The sequence below is a fragment of the Acinetobacter sp. V89_7 genome (assembly GCF_029967895.1).
GTDB classification, from domain to species: domain Bacteria; phylum Pseudomonadota; class Gammaproteobacteria; order Pseudomonadales; family Moraxellaceae; genus Acinetobacter; species Acinetobacter soli.
The window spans coordinates 26,899-42,828 of sequence record NZ_JASCAJ010000026.1 but is presented as its reverse complement, the minus strand read 5'-3'; the positions used below and the strand labels follow the sequence as shown (position 1 = coordinate 42,828).

At 43.9% G+C, this 15,930-nt stretch carries 18 protein-coding genes; 16 read left to right on the top strand and 2 right to left on the bottom strand.

Going from position 1 to position 15,930, the window contains the following annotated elements:
- Positions 1-7 precede the first annotated feature (7 nt).
- Entirely contained in the window at positions 8-484 is a 477-nt protein-coding gene (locus QLG00_RS08000) for a nuclear transport factor 2 family protein (RefSeq protein ID WP_055415007.1), read from the top strand.
- A 53-nt stretch (positions 485-537) separates the two neighbouring features.
- Here the strand turns inward: QLG00_RS08000 and QLG00_RS07995 are convergent, their stop codons facing one another.
- Positions 538-1,191, bottom strand: a complete 654-nt coding sequence (locus QLG00_RS07995) for a cupin domain-containing protein (RefSeq protein WP_282470777.1) — start codon at positions 1,189-1,191, stop codon at positions 538-540.
- 376 nt (positions 1,192-1,567) lie between these two features.
- On the opposite strand from QLG00_RS07995, the gene mdcA reads away from it, so the two are divergent.
- The 9 genes from mdcA to madM are packed head-to-tail and all read left to right on the top strand — an operon-like array spanning position 1,568 to position 8,888.
- Positions 1,568-3,247, top strand: coding sequence for a malonate decarboxylase subunit alpha (mdcA, locus tag QLG00_RS07990; protein ID WP_282470776.1), 1,680 nt, complete (start codon positions 1,568-1,570; stop codon positions 3,245-3,247).
- Entirely contained in the window at positions 3,247-4,152 is a 906-nt protein-coding gene (locus QLG00_RS07985; RefSeq protein ID WP_119026034.1) for a triphosphoribosyl-dephospho-CoA synthase, read from the top strand. Before mdcA ends, QLG00_RS07985 begins: the two co-directional genes overlap by 1 nt.
- Positions 4,140-4,439 (top strand): malonate decarboxylase subunit delta, encoded by a 300-nt coding sequence (locus tag QLG00_RS07980; protein ID WP_282470775.1) that lies wholly within the window; start codon positions 4,140-4,142, stop codon positions 4,437-4,439. The genes QLG00_RS07985 and QLG00_RS07980 overlap by 13 nt, the downstream gene beginning before the upstream one ends.
- Positions 4,432-5,283 (top strand): biotin-independent malonate decarboxylase subunit beta, encoded by an 852-nt coding sequence (locus QLG00_RS07975; protein WP_282470774.1) that lies wholly within the window; start codon positions 4,432-4,434, stop codon positions 5,281-5,283. The genes QLG00_RS07980 and QLG00_RS07975 overlap by 8 nt, the downstream gene beginning before the upstream one ends.
- Complete coding sequence (gene mdcE / locus QLG00_RS07970) at positions 5,280-6,107, top strand: biotin-independent malonate decarboxylase subunit gamma (protein WP_282470773.1); 828 nt, start codon at positions 5,280-5,282, stop codon at positions 6,105-6,107. The genes QLG00_RS07975 and mdcE overlap by 4 nt, the downstream gene beginning before the upstream one ends.
- Positions 6,104-6,706, top strand: a complete 603-nt coding sequence (locus QLG00_RS07965; protein WP_282470772.1) for a malonate decarboxylase holo-ACP synthase — start codon at positions 6,104-6,106, stop codon at positions 6,704-6,706. Before mdcE ends, QLG00_RS07965 begins: the two co-directional genes overlap by 4 nt.
- A 12-nt stretch (positions 6,707-6,718) precedes the next feature.
- Positions 6,719-7,648 (top strand): malonate decarboxylase subunit epsilon, encoded by a 930-nt coding sequence (gene mdcH / locus QLG00_RS07960; protein ID WP_282470771.1) that lies wholly within the window; start codon positions 6,719-6,721, stop codon positions 7,646-7,648.
- Between the two features lie 45 nt (positions 7,649-7,693).
- The gene (gene madL, locus QLG00_RS07955) at positions 7,694-8,095 is read left to right on the top strand and encodes a malonate transporter subunit MadL (protein WP_282470770.1); all 402 of its coding nucleotides are present in this window, start codon (positions 7,694-7,696) and stop codon (positions 8,093-8,095) included.
- 31 nt (positions 8,096-8,126) lie between these two features.
- Entirely contained in the window at positions 8,127-8,888 is a 762-nt protein-coding gene (madM, locus tag QLG00_RS07950) for a malonate transporter subunit MadM (RefSeq protein ID WP_004938028.1), read from the top strand.
- 54 nt (positions 8,889-8,942) lie between these two features.
- Here madM and QLG00_RS07945 read toward each other — a convergent pair whose 3' ends face one another.
- Positions 8,943-9,863, bottom strand: coding sequence for a LysR family transcriptional regulator (locus QLG00_RS07945; RefSeq protein WP_282470769.1), 921 nt, complete (start codon positions 9,861-9,863; stop codon positions 8,943-8,945).
- 315 nt (positions 9,864-10,178) lie between these two features.
- Between QLG00_RS07945 and QLG00_RS07940 the strand changes: the two genes are divergently transcribed.
- The 6 genes from QLG00_RS07940 to QLG00_RS07915 all read left to right on the top strand — a co-directional run bounded on the left by QLG00_RS07940 (position 10,179) and on the right by QLG00_RS07915 (position 15,928).
- The gene (locus QLG00_RS07940) at positions 10,179-10,733 is read left to right on the top strand and encodes a lipocalin family protein (RefSeq protein ID WP_119689835.1); all 555 of its coding nucleotides are present in this window, start codon (positions 10,179-10,181) and stop codon (positions 10,731-10,733) included.
- A gap of 130 nt (positions 10,734-10,863) precedes the next feature.
- Entirely contained in the window at positions 10,864-11,853 is a 990-nt protein-coding gene (locus tag QLG00_RS07935; RefSeq protein ID WP_004947717.1) for an acyl-CoA desaturase, read from the top strand.
- Complete coding sequence (locus QLG00_RS07930; RefSeq protein ID WP_282470768.1) at positions 11,850-13,112, top strand: NAD(P)-binding protein; 1,263 nt, start codon at positions 11,850-11,852, stop codon at positions 13,110-13,112. The genes QLG00_RS07935 and QLG00_RS07930 overlap by 4 nt, the downstream gene beginning before the upstream one ends.
- An 18-nt stretch (positions 13,113-13,130) precedes the next feature.
- Entirely contained in the window at positions 13,131-13,916 is a 786-nt protein-coding gene (locus tag QLG00_RS07925) for a DUF1365 domain-containing protein (RefSeq protein WP_004938008.1), read from the top strand.
- Positions 13,917-13,919: 3 nt separating this feature from the next.
- On the top strand, positions 13,920-15,119 hold the full coding sequence (locus tag QLG00_RS07920; protein ID WP_025094690.1) for a cyclopropane-fatty-acyl-phospholipid synthase family protein: 1,200 nt from the start codon (positions 13,920-13,922) through the stop codon (positions 15,117-15,119).
- A gap of 29 nt (positions 15,120-15,148) precedes the next feature.
- Positions 15,149-15,928: a DUF1295 domain-containing protein gene (locus QLG00_RS07915; RefSeq protein WP_282470767.1), complete on the top strand. Its 780-nt coding sequence runs from the start codon at positions 15,149-15,151 to the stop codon at positions 15,926-15,928.
- Positions 15,929-15,930 lie beyond the last annotated feature (2 nt).

Sequence of the window (15,930 nt, the reverse complement as noted above, 5' to 3'; positions counted from 1 at the left end):
ATCTCCCGTGTCCCAAGAACAGAATCGACCACCACTGCCGCCTTTCACACGCGAAACGGCAATTGAAAAAGTGCGGCTTGCAGAAGATGGTTGGAATAGTCGAGATGCCGATAAAGTATCACTGGCATATACCCTAGACACTAAATGGCGTAATCGTGCAGAGTTTGCGACAAACCGAGAAGAGGCAAAAGCATTTCTTTCTCGTAAATGGAAAAAGGAACTTGAATATCGTTTGATCAAAGAACTATGGGCATTTACCGACAACCGTATTGCGGTTCGCTATGCGTATGAATGGCACGACGATTCTGGCAATTGGTTTCGTTCGTATGGTAATGAAAATTGGGAATTTGAGGAAAACGGTCTGATGCATCGTCGTTTTGCTTGTATCAATGATATGCCAATTCAAGCGAGCGAACGTAAATTCCACTGGCCGCTCGGTCGCCGACCAGATGATCATCCGGGATTATCAGATTTAGGGCTTTAAATATTTCTCGTTTGCCTCGGTTAATTTCTCCCAATTGATTAATCGAGGTTTTTTTATAGGTGTCCAGATTTAATATAAAGCTCAGCACCTACGTCTGAAGCGATAAGTGTATGTGTTGCGTCGGCTGGAAATCGAATCCAAGTTCCTTCCGGATAATGATCATCATCATTCAGCAATTCACCTTGAATCACCAAAATTTCTAGACCGCTGATAGATTGTTGCTGGAGTACATCTTGTGCAGAAAGTTTTTCTAAATACGTATTTTCTGTCAAGGAACTGAAAAGTGGACAAATCGTGCGACCTTCAACGACGATCCAATTGTCGGGGTTGTTGGTATCGATCACCAGTTTTTCGGTTTCGTTTTCGCCCATTTGCATCAGTTTGACAAAAATCAACGCACCTTCGTTGCTAGAAGGAATATGCTTTGAATTATGTGGGTTACGGATATACCAACCCTTTGGATAATGCTGTTCTCCATTTTCGGTAAATGTGCCAGATAGGATAAATAGCTCTTCACCCAATGGATGCGAATGTTCTGGAAATAGCGTTTTTGGCGCATACTTAACTAAACTCGTCGCACGTGCTTTTTCATCACCAATTCGATCAAGCATCATACGTTCGACTTCACCATTTGGCGATGGAAGCCATGCGTAATCATCTGGTTTAATAATGACCTTTTTGGAAAAATCGGCATTAATCATTTTCATGAGACATTTTTCCCTTGTATATCTTTCTTACTCAACCATATCATGCAACATTTGTTTGAACTGTTATTGTAAAGATCAACAGAATAATAAGTTCACATCAATCGATTATTTGACGTTTATTCCTGTTCCATCAATCCATTGATAGTGTAAATGAAGCTGCCAGTCAAGTTGATCGTCCTTTCGTAATTCAATCAAGCTTGAATAATCTGGCATATGATGAGCATTGACTTGATTACTCGATTACATTCTAAAGACTCAAAAAAGAGCTAAAAACATTAACTTTAGGTTAATGAATTTGCATTTTGCTTGATTGATTCAAGCGCAAAAAAAGCATTTTATAAGAACAGATCAAGACATGACCATTAAGGAAAATTACATGGAAGGTTCTGTTCAGCATAAAGAACGCCTATGGACAAAGCGTCGTCACAGTAAACAGCTCAAACTGGAAATGGCACAGCAATATACTGACGGTGTCGTGATTCCAACCCAAGATATCATTAAGGTACTTGAAACCTTGATCACACCGGGCGACCGAGTGGTGCTTGAAGGCAATAATCAAAAACAGGCCGATTTTTTATCTCGTTCACTTGCACAAGCCAGTCCACAAGTGTTGCATGATTTACACATGATCATGCCAAGTGTGGGACGTCCAGAGCATCTGGATTTATTTGAAAAAGGCATAGCACGAAAGCTCGATTTTTCTTTTGCAGGTACACAAAGCCTTCGTATTAGCCAGTTACTTGAAGATGGTCTACTCGAGATCGGCGCCATTCACACCTACATCGAGCTTTATTCGCGTTTATTGGTCGATCTAATTCCCAATGTGGTGCTGTCGGCAGGCTTTATGGCGGATCGTCAAGGCAATATTTATACCGGACCGAGTACCGAAGATTCACCTGCATTAATTGAACCTGCTGCATTTAGTGATGGAATTGTGATTGTACAGGTCAATGAACTGGTCGATGATGTACAAGATTTACCGCGCGTGGATATTCCGGCCTCTTGGGTAGATTTTGTGGTGGTGGCTGATCAGCCTTTTTATATTGAACCGCTATTTACCCGTGATCCCAAACATATCAAACCCGTACATGTACTGATGGCGATGATGGCCATCCGCGGAATTTATGAAAAGCATCAGGTTCAGTCATTGAATCACGGTATTGGATTTAATACGGCTGCGATTGAACTGATTTTACCTACCTATGGCGAGTCTTTGGGCCTCAAAGGTAAGATTTGCCGAAACTGGACATTGAACCCACATCCAACTCTTATTCCAGCCATTGAAACTGGTTGGGTTGAAAGTGTGCACTGTTTCGGTACCGAATTGGGAATGGAAAAATATGTAGCTGCACGTCCAGACGTATTTTTTACCGGTCGAGATGGCTCACTACGCTCTAACCGGATGATGTGCCAACTGGCAGGGCAGTATGCGGTTGATCTATTTATCGGGGCAACCTTACAAGTGGATGGTGATGGCCATTCATCGACCGTAACCAAAGGTCGTTTAGCAGGTTTTGGTGGTGCACCCAACATGGGTCATGATCCGCGAGGTCGTCGTCATGATACACCAGCATGGCTGGATATGCGCCAGCAAGTTCATTCGGATACCGATACCTACCTTGCGCGAGGTAAAAAGCTGGTGGTTCAAATGGTCGAGACCTATCAAGAAGGTGGAAAACCTACATTTGTAAACACACTTGATGCTGTCGAGGTGGCCAAAAAAGCCGGTATGCCGCTGGCTCCTGTCATGATTTATGGTGATGACGTCACGCATTTATTAACCGAGGAAGGCATCGCCTACTTATATAAGGCACGTAGTCAGGAAGAGCGTCGTGCCATGATTGCAGCAGTTGCTGGCGTGACCGAAATTGGCTTACAGCAAGATCCCAAAAAGACCCAGCAACTTCGTGCAGAAGGACTGGTCGTTTTTCCAGAAGATCTAGGAATCAAGCGTACCGATGCGACACGTGAATTGCTGGCCGCGAAGAATATTGCAGATTTGGTGACTTGGTCAGATGGTTTGTATCAGCCCCCAGCGAAATTTAGGAGCTGGTAATGAATGCCATATTAAATACAAAACCCGCACTTACACGGGCAGAGCAAATTGCAAATCTAGCAGTACAAGCACTAATCGATGAAGTCAATCTGACACCTAAGCCGGCATTGGTGGATCGTCGCGGTAGTGGCGCTCATCACGATTTGACACTTCAATTGATGGAGCGGTCTGCAAATAGCCTTTACCCGATGTTTAAAGCCATGGCAGAAGTAGCCCAAGCGCATGGTCACGTTTCACAAGCACTGCGCGAAGAGATAGGGCAGCTTGGACGCGATGGCGAGCAGCATATGCTCAAGATAACAAACGGTGTAAATACGCACCGTGGTGCGATCTGGTCGATGGGCCTCATGGTCACCGCAGCCGCATTGGAGCTGTCGCAGCAGCATGCGCATGATGTAGAGCATCTTTGCCAGATTGCAGCACAGATTGCGTGCTTAACAGATCGTTTTGTGCCAGCTCAGGCTGTGTTGAGTCATGGTCAGAAGATCCAGAAAAAATTTGGCATTCAAGGTGCAAAACATCAGGCACAACAGGCATTTCCTGTGCTCACCACCTACGGATTGACCGAGCTGCATCGTAGTCGGGCACATCACATTGAAGAAAACAAAGCCCGGATTAATGCCTTACTGGCCATGATGGCACACTTAGACGACACCTGTGTAATTCATCGCGCAGGACTGGATGGTTTGAGTTGTGTCCAAACCGGCGCGCTAAATATTTTGGCATTAGGTGGCTGTTCGAGCCAACAAGGATACCGTGCGCTGCTTGATTATGAACAAGCGCTGATGATGATTCGCGCATCGGCAGGAGGTGCCGCAGATTTACTGGCTTCGCTGTTGTTTCTCGATCAAGTCGAGCAGATCAACTGGAATGAAACGCAAGGATTACAAGCATGGAAATATTAAATTTTGAATTTTCAGCCAGCGAGGCGGCAGCGAAATCCGCATTGGTGGGGTGTGTCGGATCGGGAGATCTTGAAATTTTGATGGAACCGAGTTCGTCGAATGTCACCACCATTCAGGTGATCACCTCAGTCGATGGTAGTGAGCAGCGCTGGAAAAATTTATTTAAACGTATTTTTTCAGAGTCGAAGCAATGTGCAGTCAACATCGAAATCCATGACTTTGGTGCCACACCGGGGGTTGTCCGTTTAAGACTCGAGCAGGCTTTTGAAGAGGTGCAACATGGCTGATATCGATTATTTACTAAAAAAACAGAGTTTCATTGAGCTTGATGCTCGCCAGCGTGCCAAAAGCCTACTCGATGCAACATCTCAAAAAGAACTGCTCGATCCTTTTGCACGTGTCATGTCGCCGTGGTTAATCAAACAAAATATCGTGCCGCAAGCCGATGACGGCGTTGTAGTGATCAAGGGGACGCTTGAAGGTCGGCCAGCGGTGGTCATTTCAATTGAAGGTGTGTTTCAGGGAGGAAGTCTTGGTGAAGTTGGAGGCGCTAAAATTGCAGGCGCTTTAGAGCTTGCCGTCGAAGACAACCGCAATCACATTCCTACCGTCGCGATTTTATTGCTCGAAACGGGGGGGGTTCGGTTACAAGAAGCCAATCTTGGATTGGCAGCAATTGCAGAAATTCAGGCTGCAATCGTTGCGTTACGTCAGTATCAACCTGTCATCGGGGTGATTGCCGGAAGTGTTGGTTGCTTTGGTGGTATGTCAATTGCTGCAGGTTTATGCAGTTACCTGATCATGACACAAGAAGGACGCCTGGGACTAAATGGTCCGCAAGTCATTGAGCAAGAAGCGGGTTTAAAAGAGTATAACGCCAAAGATCGTCCGTTTATTTGGAGTATCTGTGGGGGTGAACAGCGCTTTAAAACTGGCCTGATCGATGCCTATATCGATGACAACCGCGAGCAAATTAAGGCACAGATCATCGAATTTATTCAGCAAGGATCACCACAACGACCGCGTTGCATGCAAGCAGAACACTACTTAGAAAAGCTTCAGCACCTAGATACCACGCAGCAGATCAGTCCGGCAGAAGTACAGGCATTGTATCAGGGAGAAAAAGCATGAATATGGATGTTAATGCAATCAAACAGGCTACTCGAGGGAAAGTATGGTTCGATCGACTGACCCAGAATTTTGAGCGAATCGAAAGCGGAATTGAATCGTTGCAGATTGCCGAAGGTAAAATCAATAACCAGATCGTTCGGGTATTTTGCATAACGGCGGACACTCAAAATCGTTTTCCACGCGCGCGTAATGGGGAGGTGGGACTACTTGAAGGTTGGGGGCTTGCCCATGCAGTAAATCAGTTAATCGAACAAGATCAAGATGCATCTAAAAAGCGTGGCATTCTTTGTTTGGTGGATGTACCGAGTCAGGCATATGGCAGACGCGAAGAAAGTTTAGGAATTCATCAGGCCTTGGCCGCAGCCGTAGACAGCTATGCACGTGCTCGCCTTGCAGGACATGCATTAGTAAGCCTTTTGGTAGGTAAATCAATGTCTGGAGCTTTTTTGGCGCATGGTTATCAGGCCAATCGGATACTAGCACTCAAAGATTCTGGCGTTATGGTACATGCTATGGGCAAAGAATCTGCTGCGCGCGTGACCTTGCGTACGGTTGAAGAACTTGAGCATCTGGCTCAGCGTATTCCACCCATGGCTTACGACATCGAAAGCTATGCTTCTTTAGGATTATTATCGGGTCTAATTGAGGTGGAATCGGCTGAAGATCCAACCCAACATGACTTAGCGTCTGTGACTCAGTCAATCGCAGTAGCTTTTGAGGATATTCAGCAGCAAGGGTGCTGTGATTTATCGCATCGCTTGCAAGCTCAAAATCGTCAAGCCTCATTGCGTGTTCGTGAGTTAATAAAGGCGCAGTGGTCATGATGAATTCGATACAGCCACATGATTTACTCTGGGGTATGACACCGCAAATGCTGGGTGATGATGTACCTCAATGGGTGATTGCGGCTGTATCACATGGCCATCCTGTAGTGGTTCGACGTGATGTGATGATCAATCAGATGATTCCCGTTGGAATTCGAGGAAGATCACGCGGGGAGCGTTTTGCCACACATTTGCATTACAATGCAATTACAAAATGTGTGCAACCGGAACAATTGGCACATGTTGATTTAAATCTATTTCCACATTTAAAAGATCGGCTTGAGCAAATAAATATCCTGATGCACCAATCAGGTTGGGCTTGGGGATATACCGGGAGCGTCGGTTTTGAGCTGGCAACCGGATTGAAAACCGTTACGCCGCAAAGTGATATTGATCTGATTATCCGTACACCTGAAGCGATGTGTAAGAAACAAGCAACATGGTTGTTAGAGCAGTTAGATCAATTGGCTTTGAAAATAGATGTGCAATTACAAACACCGCGGGGTGGCGTTGCCTTAAAGGAATGGGCAAGGGCGACTGGCAAAGTACTGCTCAAGCAATCGAATGCTGCGGTATTGACTAAGAACCCTTGGCAGTAAGGAAGAATCGATATGAGCACAATTTGGGTATTTCCGGGACAAGGCGCGCAGCATCCGAATATGTTGCACGACCTGCCTCAGCATCATCTTGTGCAACATTATATTCAGCAAGCTTCTGATGTTTTAGATCAAGAGGTGCTGTTGCTTGATCAGCCAGATGCACTGAAATCGACCTATGCCGTACAAATTTGTTTATATATTGCCGGCGTGGTGAGTGCGGCACTTTTACAAGAGCATGCGGGCCAGCCTCAATTTGTTGCTGGACTTTCAATTGGAGCTTGGGCCGCAGCCACGACTGCCAAGGTGATAACATTTGAAGATGGATTAAAACTGGTTGCGAAGCGCGGACAACTCATGCAGGAAGCATATCCTTCTGGATATGGTATGACGGCCATTTTGGGTGCAGATCAAGCGCGTGTCGAGATGTGGGTAAACGCCGTAAAATCAACACACGCTGAAGTTTATATTGCCAATATTAACACCGAAACCCAAATTGTAATTTCGGGTGAAATAAACGCCATGCAAGCAGTGGGTTCACTTGCTCAGCAAAATGGCGCTGTATGTAAAAAAGTCGAAATCAGTGTGCCATCGCATTGTGAATTACTTACACAACAGGCACAGCAACTGGCGACGATGATGGAGGGGATTCGTACACAACAACCCAGCATTAAATATTTAAGTGGTACAAGCGCCAGAGTATTGCCTACGGATCGGCAGATCGTAGACGATATCGTGTTTAATATGTGCCGGATGATTCGTTGGGACAATACCGTGCGCGCTGCATGGGAGCGAGGCGCCCGATTGCACATTGAAGCATTGCCAGGAAATGTCTTAACTGGCTTGGCAAAAAAAACGTTCAAAGAAGGAACCGTGTTGTCCTTTCAGAATACACAGTTGGAAAGTCTGATGACGGCGATGCACATCCAGCAAGGATGTATTTGAAGTTATCAAAAAATGAAGAAACTCAATGGATAGAGGACGTTAAAAATGATTATTTATGGAACAGCGATTTTAGCGATTTGTCACTTACTCGGCGATTATCTGGGGAATGCGCTTGGAATGTTACTTGGAGTAAAAGCCAATGTCGGTGGTGTAGCCATTTCAATGATTTTGCTTATTCTGACGAAAGAATTGTTGGCAAAAAAAGGCTATTTACCTCAAGTGACACAGTTTGGTGTGTTGTACTGGTCTGGTATGTATATTCCGATTGTTGTGGCGATGTCCGCGGGACAAAATGTGGTGGCTGCACTATCAGGCGGTGTGCTCGGGATTATTGTTTCAGTGGCTTCATTGGTCGGAACCGTATTGGTGATTCGCTATCTCAATCGTATTAGTGGCGACTATGAAACATATGAATGGACAATCGAAAGAGTCGAAAAAACAGCATAAAAAGAACTGAATAAAGAAAAGGAGCTTCAACATGGATACATTAATTGCAGTACTCACCAAGAATGCGCTAGTAACCGCCTTGGCGATCACAGGTTTGATGATGTTTGTCTCACATCTTTTATCTAAATATCTGACCAAAGGTAAATTACAAAGTTCAGCGATTGCAATTACTTTAGGGTTGGTGGTCGCATATTTTGCTGGCGTGTATACACATGGCACCAAAGGTATTTCTGATATTGCAATTTTTTCAGGATTTGCACTATTGGGTGGTGCCATGATTCGTGATCTTGCTATTGCTTCAACTGCGTTTGAAGTAGATGTAAAAGAAGTCAAAAAAGCCGGCAAGATCGGTTTAATCGCACTTATGCTTGGATGCGTTGTACCTTTTGCAATTGGTGTAATTGTGGCATGGTGTTTAGGTTATAAAGATCCTGTTTCAATGACCACGATCGGTGCGGGTGCGATGACTTATATTGTCGGGCCAATTACGGGCACTGCAATAGGGGCAAGCTCTGATGTGATTGCGCTTTCAATTGCGATTGGCTTAATTAAATCGGTGTTTTTTATGGTGGGGACACCGTTACTGGCAAAATTCATGTATTTGAAAAGCCCACGTTCAGCAATGGTATTTGGTGGCTTGGCCGGAACAACCAGTGGTACAGCAGCAGGTTTAGCAGGTACAGATGTCAGATTGGTTCCATATGGCGCATTGGTCGCAACCTTTTATACAGGACTCGGATGCTTACTCGGTCCGTCAGTTTTTTTCCTGACAGTCAATGCAATTTTTGGTTGATGCACTTAAAAAGAAACTTCGGCAAGTGGTTTTTATTGACCAGTTGCCGACAATTTATGAATGTAAGTATTGTTTTGCAAACATGCGACATTCTGCAATTAAAGCCAGAAGATTTGGATCACGCTCCTTACTTTTTAAAAAAACCAAACCAATTTCTTGTTTAATCTGTTTTGCACCTTTTAATGGAATGAGTTTCACTGAGCTTTCGTGAATCGTCGAGATTCGACCAGGTAAAAGGGCGAGTCCAACGCCGGTACTGACCATACTAATCAGAGTAAAAATATCGCTCACTTCCAAAAACACTTTAGGGTCAATTCCTGCATTTTCGAAAACTTCATCGCTATCACTGCGTGTAGCAAATCCTTTTGACAAAGTTAAAAAGGTTTCATCTTTTAAGCTAGCCAAATCCACTTCATGCGTATTGGCAAGCGCTGAGTTTTTATTGACGGCTAAGAAAATTTTATCCTCAAACATCGGTAAACTTTCAAAATCTGGATCGTCTGTGGTGGCGTTCAAGGCCACGATAATTGCATCGAGTTCAGTCGATTTCAGCTTTTTAACCAAATCTAGATTCGAACTTAAGAGCAATTGAATATCGAGTTCGCCTCGACGCAGCTTCAGACGACTAATCACATTTGGAATCGTATTTACGGTGAGCGAATATAACGAACCGAGATGCAAAACCTTTGCTGCAAAGCCAGCCGCTTCACGGGTTTTATTCACAGTCGTGATCATGTCTTGGACTAGTTTTTGTGCATTTTCTTGCAAGACATAAGCACTTTTGAGAGGAATTAGGCTTCGGCCTTCATGTTTAAACAAAGGACAACGTAGCGCACTTTCCAAAGAGTGTAATGCCTTATGCACACTGACATTGCTAATTTGCATTTCAATTGCAGTTTTTGTTAAATTTCCACAGCGCATAAACGCTAAAAAAATCTGAATCTTTTTCAGCGTTAGCTCATCATCAATATCCATAATGTATGCATATGTCCTTATGATTTATCCAAATACCCAAAACTTGAGTATCTCTTTGTGAGTGTAGTACAAATGTGGATATTTTGGCGAAGTTGTTTTTTCATTAGCTCGAGCAGAAGTGTTTGTTTGGTGATTTATCTTTAAAATCTTAAAATTTAGATTTATCAGTTGTTTAAAATGCTTTAAGCTAGTTACAATACCTCATAAATGATGAAAATGTGATGCCACAAACATAAGTGATGTTGTACATTTCACGCTTTATTCACATACACATACAGTATTTTAAAAATATAGAAAAAACATAAGGTGAATTTCATGAAATCTTTGAGTAAAACATTAGCCATTTCAACTGTTGTATGTTCTAGCATTTTTGGCGCCATTGCAGCGCACGCTGAAACGCAAGCACCGAAAGCCGTAGAGCAGATCGATATCAATAAATATACCGGAAAATGGTATGAGATCGCGCATTTGCCAGTCTATTTCCAGCGCAAATGTGCCAGTGATACTTCTGCAACCTATGCACTCAATGCAGATAGGACTGTTGCAGTCATTAATAGCTGTCGCACCCAATCTGGCGAGATGATTCGTTCGGAAGGTGTTGCATATCCTCAAAATGCAGGTAACAGCAAACTTAAAGTAAGTTTCTTACCAAAAGGTCTACGCTGGATTCCTTTTACCAAAGGCGACTATTGGGTACTTCGGATTGATCCGGATTATCAAACGGTTTTAGTCGGTGGCCCATCACACAAATACTTATGGATTTTGTCACGTAACCCACAATTAGATACAACTACCTACCAATCTTATTTACAAACCGCGCGCGATTATGGCTATGATGTAACCAAGTTGGTCAAAACTCCACAAAAATAATGAGTCATGCATAGGTCAAGCCGAGTCACTGACTCGGTTCGACTCTTAAGAGAAATGCTTCACATAAACTTCATATCGCATCTCCTACAATGACACCATAGAGAGAAATGCTGCAGATCAGGAAGAATCAATGTCTAAATTTTTTCTACGATGGATCGATAGCTGGTCGACGACAGACAACGCACAAGAAACAATCACGTCTAATTTAAGTCAACGTCATCAAACTCAATGGCTTAGAATTATTCCGTTTATTGTTTTGCATGTGGCATGTCTGGCGGCTTTCTGGGTCGGTGTGTCATGGTTTGCCATCTTGTTTATGGTGTTTTTCTATTTTATTCGTATGTTCGCCATTACGGCATTCTTCCACCGTTATTTGTCGCATAAAACCTTTCAAACCTCGCGTCCGGTTCAATTTCTGTTTGCTTTAATTGGGACCATGAGTGCACAGCGCGGGCCTCTTTGGTGGGCGGCGCACCATCGTTATCATCATCGTTTCACCGACACCGACCAAGATCCACATTCATCGACCAAAGGCTTTTGGTATAGCCATGTGGGCTGGTTTTTAAACGAAGAAAATTTTGGTACGCGTAAAAACATCATTAAAGATTGGCTCAAGTTTCCAGAACTCATCTGGCTAGATCGTTTTAGTTTACCTGTGGTGGTGTTTACTGCGATTGGTATCTATGCATTGGGTGAAGCACTGGCAGTCTATGCGCCTCAACTTGGTACCAATGGCCTACAGCTCTTGGTCTGGGGCTTTGTGATTTCAACAGTACTGCTCACGCATGCGACCTTGTGTATCAACTCCATGGCACACCGCTATGGTTCACGTGATTTTAATACAGACGATGAAAGCCGCAATAATTTGTTCTTGTCCTTGATTACTCTAGGTGAAGGTTGGCATAACAATCATCACTATTATGCAGGAAGTACACGCCAAGGCTTCTTTTGGTGGCAAATAGATATTACCTATTACCTGCTTAAAATCATGTCTTGGATGGGGCTGGTGTGGGGCATTAAAGACGTCCCAGAGCGTGTTTATGCAGCGCGTCAACATGTCTCGTCTCGTGAATTTAAACAACTAAATATAGAAAAAATTGAGAGTGAAGAAGTTCGATGAAAATCGCCATTATTGGGTCTGGTATTTCCGGCATGTACGCCGCATGGAAGCTTTCAAAACATCACGACGTCACGATCTTCGAAAAAAATGCGTATTTTGGCGGTCATACCGATACTCATGATTTGTTTGTCGATGGCCGCCATGTGGCAGTTGATAGTGGATTTATCGTTTTTAATGCCCACAATTATCCATTGTTTTGTGCGATGCTGAACGAACTCGGCGTAAGCGCTCAAGACAGTGACATGAGCTTTTCAGTAAACAATCTGGTGAGTGGTTTACAATACAATCCTTCTAAAAAATGGTCGTTATTTACCCGGCCACAGAATTTTGCAAATTCTCGTTTTAGAAGCATGATCTCGGATTTACTTCGTTTTTATGAAGCCAACAAGGCGTTAAACATAGATGAAGTCGATTCTGAAATGACGATTGAGGCATATCTCGATCAGCATGGTTATTCAGACGCATTTCGTGAAGAGCATTTATATCCGATGTGCGGTGCGCTTTGGTCGAGTCCGGTTGAGCAAGTCGGTGAGATTCCGTATAAATTCGTGGTCAGTTTTTTTCAGCATCATCGAATGCTACAGCTTAAAGACCGTCCACAATGGAAAACAGTGAAGGGTGGCTCTGCAACGTATATTCGAGCCATTCAAGCGCAGTGCAGCAATATTGCTTGGCAGCATACGGCTGTCCAGCAGGTAAAGCGTTTTGACGATCATGTCGAAATTCATACAGATGATCAGGTCTTGAATTTTGACTGGGTCATCTTTGCGGCGCATGCAGATGACTGTTTGCCGTTGCTGCATGACGCAACGCCGCTCGAGCAAGATATTCTGGGTAGTTTTAGTTATCAAGACAATACCATGGTGGTGCATCGAGACCTTTCGATTATGCCGAAATCGCGCAGTCAGTGGGCCAGTTGGCATGTCCACGTGACGCCTGATCATTCAAAAGAATCAGGTGCCAAAGTGCACTATGGTTTTACTTACTGGATGAACAGTCTACAAAATTTGTCATGTTCATCTCAGATTTTTTCTACACTCAATCCGAACATGCCGATTAACCCGAAACAGATTTTCGTGACACGGCACTACCGTCATCCGGTATTTGATCGACCTGCGATTGATGCACAGTTACGCTGGTCAGAAATTAGCGGGGTCAATCGAACGTCTTTTTGTGGTGCCTACTGGGGCTGGGGCTTTCATGAAGATGGTGCCCGAAGTGCTCAACGTGTTGTCGATCAAATTCAGGTTGATGCTTAATCGCACAAGGAGTTACAGATGCTCTGGACCCCACTTGCACGTGCGCCTGCAAAAATTCGCCACCGCCGTTATTCACCAAAATCACATGCTTTTGAATCTGAGCTGACCTATCTGTGGTTCAATCCAGATCAAATTGAACACGACGCTCAAACATGTAAATTATGGTCGGTACGACGCTGGAATATTTTGAGCATAAAGCCTAATGACTTCTTGACGATGTATAGCGGTAGTATTCGAGAACGAGTCAAAAAAGCAATTTTGGAACATGCCAATTTCGTTGCTCGGGCCGACTGGGAAATTCGGGTATTGGCTTTACCCCGTTATTTCGGATTTCGGTTTAATTCGGTGGTGTTTTATTACGTTTTTAATCGTGATCAACAGCTTCAATTTATTTTGAGTGAAATTACCAATACGCCTTGGAATGAGCGTAAAGTTTACGTGCATGATTGCCGCGAGCAAGACGCACAGATTCAGCATTTTAAGAGCTATCAGTTTAAGTTTGATAAGGCATTTCACGTGTCGCCGTTTATGCCTATGGCACTAGCATATCAGTGGAAATTCAGCCATTCAAATATACAAAATGTGATTCATATGCAGCTTTATGAACAGCAACAACTGATCTTCGATGCCACGATGAATTTCACCTTAGACCCCATCACGTTTCCTTCACAGCAATATCGATATGCTCTTCGTTATAGTGTGGAGCCTTTTAAAATGTTAGCTTCGATTTATTTACAAGCCTTCCAGTTGTGGCGCAAGAAAGTTCCATTTTATCGTCACCCAAAAAAGAATAAGGATATATAACCCATGATTAAGACATTTCTTTACGGTGAACAAGATACATTACCGCTGATTTTAAGAGGGCTTCTTAAAATACAGCACGGTCAGATTACTTTTCGCGGTGTTTGGAACGGAACTGTGGGTGAGCCCTCAGATCTTCATGCCACCATTGAGGTGCATAATCCGGCACTGATTGAACTGATATTCAAAAATGGCGTACTTGGTGCCGCCGAAGGTTATATTCGCGGTGACTGGACCACCGACCACTTGGTCGAGCTCATTCAGATTTTATCGCGTAACCGACATGTACTCGATAAAATCAATCAAAACGTGGTGGCACAAGCAAGCCAAAGCTTATTAAAACTCTGGTACAAATCACGACAAAATTCAATCACGGGTAGTCGTAAAAATATTGCCGAGCATTATGATCTAAGCAACGACTTCTTTAAGCTATTTCTCGATGACTCGATGATGTACTCAAGTGCGGTATTTACCGATGAGCACATGACGCTTGAAGCGGCATCTGATTTGAAAAAAGAGCAGATTTGCCAAAAACTCCAGCTTAAACCGCTCGATCATCTGGTCGAAATTGGAAGCGGTTGGGGGGGCTTTGCAATTTACGCCGCTCAAAATTATGGCTGTAAAGTCACCACGATCACCATTTCACAAGCGCAATATGATGAAGCAGTAGCACGCGTTGAGGCGGCTGGTTTAAGCCATCGAGTTGATGTGCAGCTTAAGGATTATCGTCTTCTTGAAGGCAAATTCGACAAACTGGTTTCAATTGAAATGATTGAAGCGGTGGGAGAGCAGTACCTGCCAACTTATTTTAACCAGTGCCGCAATCTTCTTAAACCGCATGGTCTGGCCCTGATTCAAGCAATTACCATTGAAGATGCACGCTATGAAAAAGCCATTAATACAGTCGATTTCATTAAGCGGTATATCTTCCCGGGTAGTTTTATTCCGTCTATCAGCGTCATGACTTTGGCAGCATCAACCCAAAAACTGCGTCTGAAACAGCTCGATGATATTGGTTTAAGCTATGCCCAAACCATTCATCATTGGCGAGCACGCTTTTTAGCAGCTAAAGCAGACGTACTGGCACTTGGTTTCGATGAAAGCTTCATTCGTATGTGGGATTTTTACCTCTGTTACTGCGAAGGGGGCTTCAGAGAAGGCGTCATTAGCGATGTGCATATGCTATTTGAAGCCAGTCCATATTGAGATCGATCTGGAAATGAAGGAGATCAGTGATGCTATGGAATCTGGTTATTCTAGATGTTGCGATCATGTTGGTATGCTGGCTGGTTGCAACCTTCAATCGTCGCGTGGGAATTGTTGATGTCGCATGGAGTTTTTGTATTGCGATCAATATCTTACTTTCGGCTTGGTTGATTGATACCGCACCACTTGCCATTCGTTTATTTATTGGTGTGTTAAGCGGTGCATGGTTTTTACGCCTGTTTCAGCATTTGTTTCGGCGTTATCTTGCCGAGACTGAAGAAGACACACGCTATGCCAATATGCGCAGAGCCATGGGCAAGTTCCAGCATGTCGGCTTCTTACTTTTTTTCTTGTTTCAGGCAGGTTTAGTACTGCTATTTTTCGCTCCAATGTGGGTGTTGCTCAATCAGCCTGCTTCCGCCTGGTCAGGCTTTATGTTGCCCGCGATGGTGGTTGCCGCGCTTGTCATGCTGGTTGCTTTTGCCGGAGAAAGCATCGCAGATCAGCAGCTTTACCGTTTCAAGCAAGACAAGGCCAATCGTGGCAAAACAATGGATCAGGGTTTATGGCGATACTCTCGGCATCCCAACTACTTTTTTGAATGGTTGCATTGGTTTGCTTACCCGATTTTAGGCTTGGCAGTGGGCGTATACGTGCTGTGGATTTATCCGCTGCTGATGTGGTTATTTTTGTATTACATCACAGGTATTCCGTTTAGTGAGCAACAAGCGTTAAAGAACCGTGGTCAAAATTATCGTGACTATCAGCAACGAACTTCAATGTTTATTCCTAGAAAACCAAAACAATAGGT